The following is a 12,335-nucleotide window of genomic DNA, read 5'->3' on the forward strand; positions in this document are numbered from 1 at the left end:
AAGCCCTTGCCCGCCTCGCCGGCGCGAGCCGCCTCGATCGCGGCATTGAGGGCGAGCAGATTGGTCTGGCGGGCGATCGCGCCGACCTTTAAAATGTCCAGGATTTGGTCAATTTTGTCCTGGGCATCACGGGCATCCACCGTGCATCCGCCGGCACCGAAATGTCCGCCGCCGCCGTAACACGCAAGCATGGTTCCGGCATTTATCCGGCATTCAGGATTGAAAATGCTGTGACCAACACTGATGAGAACCTGTTTTTTGTCCGGCCTTGCATACCGGATCTTGACACTGGCAATGGCGTCTGCAAACAGAGAATAAATTAAAAACCGGTTGCCCGAAGGTACGTTTTCAAGGGCTCTAAAGTCGGTCACGGAAATACGGTCAACCATGGTGGTATAGGTTTCCAGGTAATATTTAAATGCCTTGTTTTCCTCGATCACTTCCCGACACCGGCGGTCCACCTCGGGATCCTCTAATATGGTCTTAATATCCGCTTTGCCAAGCATATCCACCAAACGTTCCCAATAGGGAATATCCTGAAAATCGTTATTTTTAATAGTCATGGACAAAAGCAGATAAGGATAGTTTTCAGGTGCTTTGACCTGTTCCCGGGTAAGATCGGCAGAATCAATCATGTCGGTCTGATCCACCAGTTCATCAAACCGGTTATCCAGAAGGTGCTGTTTTTGATAATAGTTATAGATAACCCCTGCGGCGGACGGTGCAATCTCAAAGAGGCCAGGCACATCCTGGGCAGGTTTATTGGAGATATGGTGATCAAACCACAAATAGGCATTAGGATGCCAGGGCAGGTTCGCAAGGATATCACCATCCCGGATATCAGCGGTACCCGACTGAATCGCATTGGGCTCTATCCAGCATATGGGTAAAGACGGTTCCAGGGCTTGGCGCAGAAGAACTGCGCAGACAATGCCGTCAAAATCAGGACGGGTGACGATTCTCATGTTATCTCCTCTTATTTAAAATCCATATTACGCAGTCTGTCCAACAAATCCGGTAATGATCCGATTCAATTTTTCAGATGCCTTTGCTGCAGTCTCAACCACAGCCTCCAGGGTGGTCTGTGCAGGTGCATCCGGATCATTGATATTGGTAATCAGGGAAAGCCCCAGAATTTTCATACCGGCCTGAACCCCGGCAATGGCCTCCATTACCGTTGAAAACCCCACGGCATCGGCGCCGACAATTTTAAGAAACCGTGTTTCTGCAGGTGTTTCAAGGCTTGGCCCCAAAAGGCCGGCATAAACCCCGGCGTGTAATTGAATTTTTTCCTGTTCAGCGACCCCAACGGCACGCCGCCCCAAATCCGGGTCATAGACCCGGCTCATATCAGGAAACCGAAGGCCAAAGCACTCCTCGTGCGGACCTGCAAGGGGATTTTTCCCGGTAAGGTTGATATGATCCCGGATGAGCATAATGTCTCCGGCCCTGAAGTTCAGGTTGATGCCGCCGGCTGCATTGGTAAGGATGAGCATCGGCACCTCAAGGGCCTGAAGCAGCCTTACCGGAAACGTGACAAGCTCCGGGGAATACCCCTCATACAGATGTATCCGGCCCTGGAAAACCAGGATATCCCTGCCGTTAAGACTGCCCTGAACAAGACACCCCTTGTGGCTCTCCACCGTGGCCTGGGGGAAATGGGGCAGTCCGGCATAGGGGAACACCTGGTGGATCTGCAGGTCGGTCAAGGTATCGGAAAGGCCTGTTCCGGTAATCATACCGGCAACAGGCCGCACCTGCATGCGCGCCTGTATAAATCGTGCACATTCCTGAACTTTATTGACAAACACCATTACCCCTGGGCTCCGTTGTCGGGCATAGTCACAAACGCTTTCATGACCCAGCCATAGGTATTATCAGGAAGCCGGACATAATACCAGTCAGACGCACTGCCCTGGATAATCAGAACATTGCCCATATAAGTCTGGGTCAAAACGGCATGATTGATTCCCGGACCGGACCGAACATTAAGAATTTTGGACATTACCACGACCTGGGTACCGGAATCCGCCGGATTCATCGGTACGGCAGGAGGGGTGTGCACAATGGTCGTCGTCTGGGTGGGAACTTGTACCACCTGATATCCGGCAGGCACTCTTCTATAATAGACATTGTCATATACATAATAGGTTAATCCCCCGATCAGCACCGTGACAGCAGCCACCGGAAGACTGTAGGCAATGATACCCAGCGGCGGACGCACCCAAAAATACCCTTTAGGTCCATGCCTGTAAAATAGGCCCCTGTGAAAGAAATAGTCATCTCCCCTGTGCCTGACCTTTTGGCCGCCTGGCGGAACATGTTTAAAAATCGGACCGTGTTTCGGCCCTGCCAGGGCCACAGCCGGCAGGACGGTGGTTAAACCAAAACAAACAAGCATGATTAGGGTTGAAAACTTCAAATATCTGTTTTTCATTTTATCCTCCTGATTAACCCCTTCAGATTAAACATTAATCTTTGGATTCCGGTAACGCGTCCATGCATTAAACGTATGTCAGCGCGTTCGCACAAACAAAAGCAAAAAGTGTACCACATAAAAATACTTACAACATCAAACACTTCTACTTATGTTATCATAATTTTTGGGACAATGCAGTCTCCAAAATAGCGGCATTGGGTATCATCTGAAATCCTGGAATAGATCAATGGCGGTTCGATCATATCCCTTGCCGGCCACAAGAAGCTGCTTTGTGTACTTTTCTTTGATCACACCGCTTTTAAGCTGACTGCGGGAAATGGTTTCAACAGCTTTGCCGCGGTTCATCACCAGAAGCGTATCACACATATGGGAGACCACGGCAAGGTCATGGCTGACAAGGATATAGGTCAATTGTTTTTCCCTTCTAAGATCCTGGAGCAGATTAAGCACCTCGGCCTGGATGGAGACATCAAGGGCAGAGGTGGGTTCATCAAGCAGAATCACTTCAGGATCGAGGATAAGGGCCCGGGCCAAAGCCACCCGCTGACGCTGCCCTCCGGAAAGCTGGTGGGGAAAACGAAACCTGAATTTAGCCCCCAGCCCCACCTCGTCAAGCACACGCGCCACGCGGTGGTTGGCACCCCCAAGACGGTTTATCTTCACAGGTTCCTTGAGTGTCCGGTCAATGGTATGCCTGGGATGAAGCGACCCATAGGGGTCTTGGAAAACCATCTGAACTTTACGGCAAAACGCGATGTTCCTTTTTTGCTTCAACCTGACGCCGTCAATTTCCATACGCCCTGTCCAGTGGGTCAACAGTCCAGATATACAATTGAGAACCGTTGATTTGCCTGATCCAGACTCTCCGACCAGGCCGAAACTTTCGCCCTTTTCCACGGTAAAATTGACATCCCTTACCGCATGGTTTCGGGCCTGGCCATGGCCGAAACAAACATTGAGATTCTCAACGGCGATCATAACGCAGCCCCCCGCTAAAGGGTCCTGGCACAGCCTTAAGCCAGGCGTCATCCCGGACAAGTATGGGCAGACGATCCTGGGTGCCGTCTATTTTAGGCAGGCAAGAAAGTAATCCCTTTGTGTAAGGATGATTTGATTTATGAAGATTACCCGCGTCCAGCACTTCCATGATTTGTCCGCCGTACATAATGATCACCCTGTCGCAGAACGAGGCGACAAGCTCAAGATCATGAGAGATAAACATAAGGCCCATGCCCCGTTCACTGACCAGATCATCAAGGATGGCAAGGACCTGAAGCTGCACCGTAACGTCAAGGGCGGAAGTGGGTTCATCGGCGATGAGCAGACTGGGTTCGGGAATAAGCATCATGGCAATCATGATTCTCTGGCCCATACCCCCGGACACCTCATGGGGATAAAGGTCGTAGACCTGCTCCGGATTTCTGATCCTGACCGCGTTGAGCATATCCAAGGCTTTTTGGCGGGCCTGCTTTTTCCCGGCTTTATGATGGATGGTATAGGCCTCGCGTATCTGCTCCCCCACGGTTCTTACCGGATTCAGGGAGTACTTGGGATCCTGCATGACCATGGAGATCTCCATACCCCTGATTTTTCTCATCTGTTTTTCGGAAAAATCCAGCAGGTTTTTCCCCCTCAAAGAGATTTCAGATGCCCTGACCCTGGCATAGGGCGGCAGCAGACGCAGTACGGCCCGGCCGGTTACGGATTTTCCCGAACCGGACTCTCCCACAATACCTAATTTTTCCCTACCCATGGAAAAGCTGATGTTGTTGACCGCACAGACATCCCCCTTAAAAGACGGAAAGACCACGGACAGATCCTTTACCGTGAGCAGTGACGTGTTGCCGGTCATCAGTTGTCACTCCTTGGATCAAGAACTTCACGAAGCCCGTCCCCCAGAAGGTTGAATGCAAGGCTGACAATAAAGATGGCGGTCCCGGGCATGGAGATCAACCACCAGTGGTCGATGATGTACGTTCTTCCGCCGGCAGTCATGGCCCCCCATTCCGGAGTGGGCGGCTGGGCACCCAGACCCAGAAACCCCAGTCCTGCAGCCGTCAGAATAATCCCTGCCATATCCAGGGTAACCCGGATAATCAGAGAAGGCAGACAAAGGGGCATAATATGGCCGGTAATAATCCTTAGCGCACCTGCGCCCTGCAGCCTGACGGCTTTTATGAAATCGCAATTTCTTATGGTGATGGTCTCTGCCCGGGCGATTCGGGCGTAAGGGGGCCAGGAGGTAATGGAGATGGCAATGACGGCGTTTTCAATGCCGGGCCCCAGAGCGGAAACAAAAGCCAGGGCCAGGATAAGCTTGGGAAAGGCCAGGAAAATATCTGTGATGCGCATGAGCACCGTGTCAACGATCCCGCCGAAATACCCTGCAACCGTACCCACAAGGATTCCCACAGGGGCAGCAATGATGGCCACAAGGCTGATGATGTAAAGGGTCAGTCGGGAGCCGAAAACAATCCGGGAGAAAATATCACGTCCCATCTCATCGGTACCCAAATAGTGGGTAAAGGACAATGGCTGAAGACGGTTGCCGATGTCGGTTTCAACCGGGTCATAGGGGGCAATGACAGGTGCAAGCACTGCAATAACGATCAGGGCGACAATAATCAGCAGCCCCAAAACTGCCAGCCGGTTTTTCATGAATGCCAGAAGCCCCAGATAGGCTCGACCGGACCAGGCCTGGAAAGCGGAGTCCGGCGTATCTGCCCGAAGCCACTCCCTCATGCGGCCTGTTTTCAGTGTTTTGTTGGTCATCATTTCAATATCGTTGGGAAAATTAACGGGCCCTTGGGTCCATCACTTTATATAAAACGTCGGAGAACAGGTTAACCCCCAGAAATATGGCACCCACAACAATGGTGCTGCCTAAAACCGCATTCATGTCGGCATTGAGCAGGGAATTGGTCAGATACAGGCCCAGGCCAGGCCAGGCAAAAACGGTTTCCGTTAACACCGAACCCTCAAGCAGGCTCCCGAAACTCAGGGCGATGACTGTGATTAACGGGATGGCACAGTTGCCTAAAGCATGCCCCCATATCACTTTCCACTCCTTTACGCCTTTGACCCGGGCAGTAAGAATATACTCCTGGCGAAGCTGTTCAATCATAAAGGAGCGGGTCATTCTTGACAGATATGCCATGGAATAATAGCCGAGAAGGGAGGCCGGAAGAATCAGATGATACACGGCGTTCCTGAAAATTTCCCACTCTCCGGCAATAATACTGTCTATCATCAAAATGCCGGTGACAGGCGTCACAATGCCCTCATAAAAGAGATCGACCCGGCCCGGGCCGGGCAGCAGGTCAAGCCGGACATAGAAAAACATCAACGCCAAGAGCCCAAGCCAGAAAATGGGCAGGGAATAGCCAAACAAGCCGATGACACGCGTAACATGATCAAAAAAGCTGCCCTGCTTTACCGCCGAAAATATGCCAAGGGGGATGCCTGACAGAATGCCCATGATCGTAGCCGTGATGGCCAGTTCAAAGGTGGCCGGAAAAACCCTTAAAATATCGTCGATCACAGGATTGGCCGTCAGCACGGATGTGCCGAAATCGCCTGTGACCACGTTGCCGATATAGATTAAAAACTGTTTCCACAGCGGCAGGTGCAATCCCATGGCAATGCGGGCTTTTTCGTAAACCTGGGGGGAGGCTTTGTCTCCGACCACGGCCAGAACCGGATCAATGGGAACAATTCGCCCAATGAGAAAAGTGATCAGCAAAAGGCCTAAGAATGTGGTTGCCAACATCAGCAGTATACGGATCGTCTGATTCAGGGTCCTGATTAGCCTTGTTCTTGTTAGCGGTTCAGACATGAATAAACATCGCAGGCATTATCTGCGCCTCGGGTATAGCATCAGGACGCCCATGGTACGATTTTGAAACTCACGCGTGTTATTTGGTTGTATACCGGTAAAAGTTACTGTCAAAACTGGGTCCTAAAATGAAATTGTTAACATCGGCCCTTTCAGCCACAACCTCAATATCCTGGAACATAATGACAAAAGGGGAGATTTGCTGGTGTTGACGCTGGAGATCCATGTACATCCGGGCGCGTTTGGCCGTATCCCGTTCCAGTACGGCAGCATCGGCTTTTTTGGTCATCTCCGGAATATCCCAGGCATTTCTCCAGGCAAGGGGTTTGGATTTTGCATCGTCGGCGTTGTCCGGATTCCGGGCAAAGGCGTCTGCATTGGTGTGCGGATCCATATAGTCCGGCCCCCAGTCTCCGATATAGATATCGTGGCGTCTGGCGCGGTATTTGGTCAGGGTCTGTTTGCCGTCTCCGGGAATGATCTCAAGTTTTATGCCGACTTTGGCAAAAGTGGATTGGATGGAAAGGGCCATGGAAGTTACGGGTTCGGTATTCCTTGTGTCCATGTTGACGCAGAAGCCGTTTTCAAGACCGGCTTTTTTCAAAAGCGCTTTTGCTTTTTCAATATCAAGGGAAAAAGGCGTCTCTTCCAATGCGCCCAGAAAGCTCTTCGGCAAAAAGGCCTGGTGGATGGTGGCCTTGCCGCTGAGGATGGTCTGTTCCATACCTTTGTAATCAATGAGATACTTAAGTGCCTGGCGCACCTCAGGTATCTTGAGATATTTGTTTTTCTGGTTCAGCCCCAGGTAATAGATCCTGCCTTTGGCCCTTTTCTGAAATTTTATATCTTTGTTCTTTTCCAGACTTTTCAGATCATCCGCCGTCAGGTTTCTTGCCATATCAATGTCGCCTTTTTCCAGGAGCATGCGCTGGCTGGAAGATTCGGCAATCTGCCGGATGATGATGCGTCTCAATTTGGGTGCATCCCCCCAATAATTTTTGTTGGCATCAAGGATCATGATTTCCGATGCCTTCCAGGTTCTTAATGTATATGGCCCGGAACCGGCATACCCGGTCTTAAGCCAGCCATACCCAAGATCACCGTCCTTTTCATGGGCCATGACCTCTTTTTTATCCAGAACGGATCCGGCTGTTGAGGTCATGCAGTAAAGAAAAAACGTGGGGGCATAGGCCTGGTCCACAAGAATTTTCACCGTATAATCATCCACCTTGGCGATGGTCTTTTCCACGTTTTCAGGCGTAAATCCAAACTGGGTCAGAATAAAGGCCGGAGATTTGTCAAGCAGGACAACACGACGAAGGGAAAAAACCACATCGTCTGCCGACAGTGTGTTTCCCGAGGCAAAGGTAACACCTTTCCTGATTTTAAATGTGTAGCTCAACCCGTCATCCGAGATATCCCAGCTTTCAGCAATGCCCGGATATATCTTACTGACATTATCAACATCATAGTTAATCAGACGGTCGTATGCGTTGGCGGCATATTCAGCATTGGCAAATTCAAAAATTTCAGCCGGATCCAGTGAGATAATCTCATCTATATTAAAGGCCATGACAAGGGTATCTTTCGGGGTTGACGCCTGGGCTGCCTGTAGCACAAATAAGGACAGGGCAAAGACAAACAGAAACAGCTTCTTCACTCTTTCCCCCCTTTAGATATTTTTTCCAAGGGAAGTGCCCTCGGATCTTAAATCCCGGCAGGCCTGCATGATCCTGTCCGCCATGCTCCGCTCAGCTTTTTTGCCCCAGGAACGCGGATCGTACACTTTTTTGTTACCCACTTCCCCTTCGATTTTGAGTACACCATCATAATTTTTCATCATATGGTCCGCCACGGGCCGGGTATAGGCGTACTGGGTATCTGTATCCACATTCATCTTAACCACCCCGTAATCAAGGGCCTCATGGATATCCTTTAATTCGGAACCGGATCCGCCATGAAACACCAGGTCCAGCCGGGCACCGGCGCCAAGCGCATTGGCCACGGCGTCCTGACCCTCTTTTAAAATTGCGGGTTTTAGGACCACATTACCCGGCTTGTACACCCCATGCACATTGCCGAAGGTGGCCGCTAGAAGAAACCTTCCCATGACGCCCAGTTCCTTGGCAGCCATAACCATATCCTGGGGTGTGGTATACAGTTTTTCTTTTTTCACCCCTGACGTATCATGGCCGTCTTCCTCGCCACCGACCACGCCGGTTTCAATCTCCAGGACCAGGTCATTGGCCACACAGGCTTCCATAATTTTTTTTGAAGCAGCAATATTTTCCGCCATGGGCAAAGCAGATCCGTCGTACATGTGTGAACTGAACAGATTGGGCAGCCCCTTGGCACGACGCTTTGCCGTCTCTTCGATCAGGGGCATTAAAAAAGAGTCAACATATTCAGGGTGACAGTGATCCGTATGCAGGGCAATATTGACATCATAATAGGCCGCCATGGCATGGGCAAATTCAGCCAGGGCAATGGCTCCTTTATAAGATTCTGCCACCCCCAGGCCCGAGGCAAAACTGCCGCCACCCGTGGAGACCTGGATAATGCCGTCGCTGTCGGCTTCCTTGAATGCCAGAAGGGCTGCATTAATGGTTTCGCTTGAGGTGGTGTTAATGGCCGGGTATGCAAACTTGTTTTGTTTGGCGTTATCCAACATATGGCAATATTGCTGATAATTAACGATTGGCATGATACGTCTCCTTGTTTAATGGGATTGTCAGGATTGTAACTTTTTCTGCAACGCCGCAGGTGGGTGACTTTGCGTTCAAACGCTAATTTCCCAAATGTAATTCGAGTATTCAACAATACCTTATTAGAAAGAATTTGAAAATCACCTTTTTTAATCTTAGAGCCTGAACGAAAATCTATTTTACAAATATACAACAGCCGTTATTGCAAAGTTTATTCAAATCCAATATGTAATAACCCAACGATGCGATCCGCATAGCAACATAAGCAAAATGGCGTGAACAAAGCACTTTGTTAAGACCGGAACCGTTTAGGCCAAATCAGGATAAAGCAATTAAGGACAAAACATGATCTGGAAAAAAGAGTTCACTATTGATGATATGAACCGGTTCAAGGAAAATACAATGATGGGTCATCTGGATATTACGTTTGAAGAAAAAGGCGAGGATTTTTTGACCGCCTCCATGCCCGTGGATACCCGCACCCATCAACCCATGGGCATCCTCCACGGCGGAGCTTCGGTGGTGCTGGCCGAAACCCTTGGCAGTTGCGCCTCTCAGATGACCCTTGGAAAAGGATATTACAGCGTGGGCCTTGAAATCAAGGCCAATCACATTAAAAGTGTATCCCGGGGACGGGTCACGGGGCGAACCACACCGTTGCACCTTGGCAGAACGACCCAGGTATGGGACATTGACATTAAAAACGATAAAGGAGAGTTGATCTGCGTCTCCCGCCTGACCATGGCTGTATTAGAAATTCGAAAAAACCACAGTTAAACAATTTTGCAATTTTCACGGCAAGGGTGTATACAAAAAACTTAAATTTTAATTGGAAAAAAAGGTTATGGGCTCATATAAGGCAAGAATGATGATAAAGGATGCAAAGGAAGAGGCAAGGCGCCGATTCCGCCGCCATCGGAATAAAAACCGCCTGGCCACGCCGGGCATTCACAAATGCATCCTTGTTCTGGACGGCCTGAAACCCACCTTTAACATCGGGAAAATATTCAGAAGCTCAGAAGCCTTTGGCTGCCATGAGGTTCATCTTATCGGCACCGAATTCTTTGACCCGGCACCTGCCAGGGGCGCATTCAAATATGTGCCGGCAAAATTCCACAGCCGGTTCATCTCGTGTTACGCCGAACTTCTTGAAAGGGGATACACCCCATTTATACTTGAACCGGGTCAGGGAGATCCGGTGATGGATGTGGACCTGCCTGAAAAAAGCGCTTTTGTCTTTGGTCATGAGGAATTCGGCCTCAGCTTTGAACCGGGCCTGTTCCCGGAAGTAAAACGGCTGACCATTCCCCAGTACGGGCGCTCCCAGAGCCTGAATGTCAGCGTGGCTGCCTCCATCATCCTGTACGAATACGCCCGGCAGTTTGCCTGCCGGGATTTGGAAACCCAAGCGCCCCATCCATGCAAGGAAAAAATATGAATGCAGAAAAAGTGGCTGCCCACATCATCAACTGGCTCAAAGACTATGTCAACGCATCCGGATTAAAAGGATTCACCATCGGCGTATCGGGCGGGATTGATTCGGCTGTTACATCAACTTTATGTGCAAGAACCGGTTACCCCGTAATCGTCTTGAGCATGCCCATCCACCAGGCATCTGACCAGGTCTCCCGGGCCGGCGAACACATTGCCTGGCTCTCCAAAACCTATGACAATGTCACAGGCCATGATGTTAATCTGACCCCGGTGTTTGAACAGATAAAAACAACCTTGCCGTCAGCCATTCAGGATGGCCTGACCATGGCGAACACCCGGGCCAGACTCCGCATGATCACCCTGTACGCCTTTGCCTCCCATCACCGCATGCTCGTGGTCGGTACCGGCAACAAGGTGGAGGATTTCGGTGTTGGATTTTACACCAAGTACGGAGACGGCGGCGTGGATATATCCCCCATTGCAGACCTGACGAAAACCGAGGTGTATGCTTTAGGCCGCTATCTTGGTGTAAGCCGGGATATACTGTCAGCCAGGCCAACCGACGGGCTTTGGGAAGACAACCGTACGGACGAAAGCCAGATCGGCGCCTCCTATGATGAACTGGAATGGGCCATGGCCTATGAAGCCGGCGACAAAAGCCGGGATATAACAGATCATCAGAAAAATGTTCTGGAAGTGTACCGGAAATTCAACCGGGCCAACCGGCATAAAATGGAACCTATCCCGGTCTGTACCATCCCCGGAGAGCTGAAATTATGAATTTTCAAAATAACATATTTGATAGCTTTTCCCGGTTCACTTATCTCCAATTTGCTCTGCCAAAATCCAGGTGTATACTATATTAAAGCCATGGACGATTTCCGGAATGCAATTTTCTGTACCGACTTTATTAAACAGCTCCCCCAAACAGGTGGACCGTTCATTGTCGTAATCTTTTTTATATGCCTGCACATCAATTATGCGGCAGCCGCAGACAACCATCCCAAGCCAGGCAAAACGCCTGACAGAATTGTTACCGTCGGAACAGATCATGACTATCCGCCTTTTGAATATGTGGATGAACAGGGAAGCGCCCAGGGGTTTAATATTGATCTTTTAAAATCCATAGCCGAAACCATGGGGCTGACCCTTAAAATAACCACAGGCCCATGGAAAGAAATTCGCTCGGCCCTTGAAAATGGTCAGGTCAATATGGTCTCCGGAATGTATTATTCCCCGGAGCGGAATATGAACGTCGACTTCAGCGTCCCTTTTATCCAGGTCCATCTCTCCATGTTTACCCGGGATGACTCAGGCTTTCACAAAATATCTGAATTAAAAAACAAAGAGATTATTGTCCAGACCGGGGACATCATGCACGATTATGTTCTGAGTACCCAAATCACCCCAAAAATCATAGAGGTCGACAATACCCTGGACGGCATACGTCTGCTGGCATCAGGGAAACATGATGCGGCGCTTCTGCCCAATCTCCAGGGACAATATTTTTTACGAAAATACGATATTGCCAACATCAGGGCTGTACAGCCGGTTATTCTAGGTCAAAAATACTGCTTTGCCGTGACTGAAGGGGACCGGGAACTTATTGATATGCTGGACCAGGGATTAAGCATTCTCAAGGCCTCGGGCAAATACCGGGAAATCAGAGAGCACTGGTTCGGTGTTCTGGAAGGCACCAATTACCCGCTGCACTACCGTACTGTGCTGGGCATTCTTCTTTGTCTTATTCTGATGCTCTTAATCTCCTGGTTCTGGACCTGGACCCTTCGACGGCTCGTCCGCAAAAAGACGCGCCAACTGGCCGATGAACTGTCCGAACGAAAACAGGCAGAAAAGGAAAAGGAAGCGTTGGAGGAACGGCTGCGACAAGTCCACAAAATGGAAGCCATCGGCACCCTGG

13 protein-coding genes are annotated in these 12,335 nt (G+C 50.0%); 4 read left to right on the forward strand and 9 right to left on the reverse strand.

Translation table 11 applies throughout. The features are described 5' to 3' along the window. The 9 genes from B3D59_RS18485 to fbaA all read right to left on the reverse strand — a co-directional run. Positions 1 to 965 (reverse strand): methyl-accepting chemotaxis protein (locus B3D59_RS18485; RefSeq protein ID WP_414646534.1); only part of this gene is annotated, 965 nt, incomplete at its 3' end. A 27-nt stretch (positions 966 to 992) separates the two neighbouring features. After that, positions 993 to 1,814, reverse strand: coding sequence for a purine-nucleoside phosphorylase (locus tag B3D59_RS10780; protein WP_286819719.1), 822 nt, complete (start codon positions 1,812 to 1,814; stop codon positions 993 to 995). Beyond that, entirely contained in the window at positions 1,814 to 2,437 is a 624-nt protein-coding gene (locus B3D59_RS10785) for a DUF6515 family protein (RefSeq protein ID WP_286819721.1), read from the reverse strand. Before B3D59_RS10785 ends, B3D59_RS10780 begins: the two co-directional genes overlap by 1 nt. Positions 2,438 to 2,641: 204 nt before the next feature. Beyond that, positions 2,642 to 3,418, reverse strand: a complete 777-nt coding sequence (locus B3D59_RS10790; RefSeq protein ID WP_286819722.1) for an ABC transporter ATP-binding protein — start codon at positions 3,416 to 3,418, stop codon at positions 2,642 to 2,644. Next, complete coding sequence (locus tag B3D59_RS10795) at positions 3,405 to 4,292, reverse strand: ABC transporter ATP-binding protein (RefSeq protein ID WP_286819724.1); 888 nt, start codon at positions 4,290 to 4,292, stop codon at positions 3,405 to 3,407. The genes B3D59_RS10790 and B3D59_RS10795 overlap by 14 nt, the downstream gene beginning before the upstream one ends. Continuing rightward, positions 4,292 to 5,215, reverse strand: coding sequence for a nickel transporter permease (nikC, locus tag B3D59_RS10800; RefSeq protein ID WP_286819726.1), 924 nt, complete (start codon positions 5,213 to 5,215; stop codon positions 4,292 to 4,294). Before nikC ends, B3D59_RS10795 begins: the two co-directional genes overlap by 1 nt. 19 nt (positions 5,216 to 5,234) lie before the next feature. After that, positions 5,235 to 6,275 (reverse strand): ABC transporter permease, encoded by a 1,041-nt coding sequence (locus tag B3D59_RS10805; protein ID WP_286819727.1) that lies wholly within the window; start codon positions 6,273 to 6,275, stop codon positions 5,235 to 5,237. Between the two features lie 79 nt (positions 6,276 to 6,354). Beyond that, complete coding sequence (locus B3D59_RS10810) at positions 6,355 to 7,935, reverse strand: ABC transporter substrate-binding protein (protein WP_286819728.1); 1,581 nt, start codon at positions 7,933 to 7,935, stop codon at positions 6,355 to 6,357. A 12-nt stretch (positions 7,936 to 7,947) separates the two neighbouring features. Next, positions 7,948 to 8,979 (reverse strand): class II fructose-bisphosphate aldolase, encoded by a 1,032-nt coding sequence (gene fbaA, locus B3D59_RS10815; RefSeq protein ID WP_286819729.1) that lies wholly within the window; start codon positions 8,977 to 8,979, stop codon positions 7,948 to 7,950. A 346-nt stretch (positions 8,980 to 9,325) separates the two neighbouring features. Between fbaA and B3D59_RS10820 the strand changes: the two genes are divergently transcribed. The 4 genes from B3D59_RS10820 to B3D59_RS10835 form a co-directional block, all read left to right on the forward strand. Beyond that, positions 9,326 to 9,757 carry a hotdog fold thioesterase gene (locus B3D59_RS10820; RefSeq protein WP_286819730.1) on the forward strand — a complete coding sequence of 144 codons (432 nt, stop codon included), beginning with the start codon at positions 9,326 to 9,328 and terminating at the stop codon, positions 9,755 to 9,757. Between the two features lie 88 nt (positions 9,758 to 9,845). Beyond that, a complete protein-coding gene (locus B3D59_RS10825; RefSeq protein ID WP_286819732.1) occupies positions 9,846 to 10,418 on the forward strand; it encodes a TrmH family RNA methyltransferase in 573 nt (190 codons plus the stop codon). Then, a complete protein-coding gene (gene nadE / locus B3D59_RS10830; RefSeq protein ID WP_286819734.1) occupies positions 10,415 to 11,194 on the forward strand; it encodes an NAD(+) synthase in 780 nt (259 codons plus the stop codon). Before B3D59_RS10825 ends, nadE begins: the two co-directional genes overlap by 4 nt. Before the next feature lie 51 nt (positions 11,195 to 11,245). Next, positions 11,246 to 12,335: transporter substrate-binding domain-containing protein (locus tag B3D59_RS10835; protein WP_286819736.1), on the forward strand; the 1,090-nt coding region annotated here is incomplete at its 3' end.

The sequence above is a fragment of the Desulfobacter sp. UBA2225 genome, from assembly GCF_002348205.1.
In the GTDB taxonomy this organism is placed as follows: Bacteria; Desulfobacterota; Desulfobacteria; order Desulfobacterales; family Desulfobacteraceae; genus Desulfobacter; species Desulfobacter postgatei.

Excerpts from the sequence above, each read along its gene's own strand:
- B3D59_RS10780 (WP_286819719.1), bottom strand. The coding sequence starts at position 1,814 with ATGGTGTTTGTCAATAAAGTTCAGGAATGTGCACGATTTATACAGGCG.
- B3D59_RS10785 (WP_286819721.1), bottom strand. The coding sequence starts at position 2,437 with ATGAAAAACAGATATTTGAAGTTTTCAACCCTAATCATGCTTGTTTGT.
- B3D59_RS10790 (WP_286819722.1), bottom strand. The coding sequence starts at position 3,418 with ATGATCGCCGTTGAGAATCTCAATGTTTGTTTCGGCCATGGCCAGGCC.
- B3D59_RS10795 (WP_286819724.1), bottom strand. The coding sequence starts at position 4,292 with ATGACCGGCAACACGTCACTGCTCACGGTAAAGGATCTGTCCGTGGTC.
- nikC (WP_286819726.1), bottom strand. The coding sequence starts at position 5,215 with ATGATGACCAACAAAACACTGAAAACAGGCCGCATGAGGGAGTGGCTT.
- B3D59_RS10805 (WP_286819727.1), bottom strand. The coding sequence starts at position 6,275 with ATGTCTGAACCGCTAACAAGAACAAGGCTAATCAGGACCCTGAATCAG.
- fbaA (WP_286819729.1), bottom strand. The coding sequence starts at position 8,979 with ATGCCAATCGTTAATTATCAGCAATATTGCCATATGTTGGATAACGCC.
- B3D59_RS10820 (WP_286819730.1), top strand. The coding sequence starts at position 9,326 with ATGATCTGGAAAAAAGAGTTCACTATTGATGATATGAACCGGTTCAAG.
- B3D59_RS10825 (WP_286819732.1), top strand. The coding sequence starts at position 9,846 with ATGATGATAAAGGATGCAAAGGAAGAGGCAAGGCGCCGATTCCGCCGC.
- nadE (WP_286819734.1), top strand. The coding sequence starts at position 10,415 with ATGAATGCAGAAAAAGTGGCTGCCCACATCATCAACTGGCTCAAAGAC.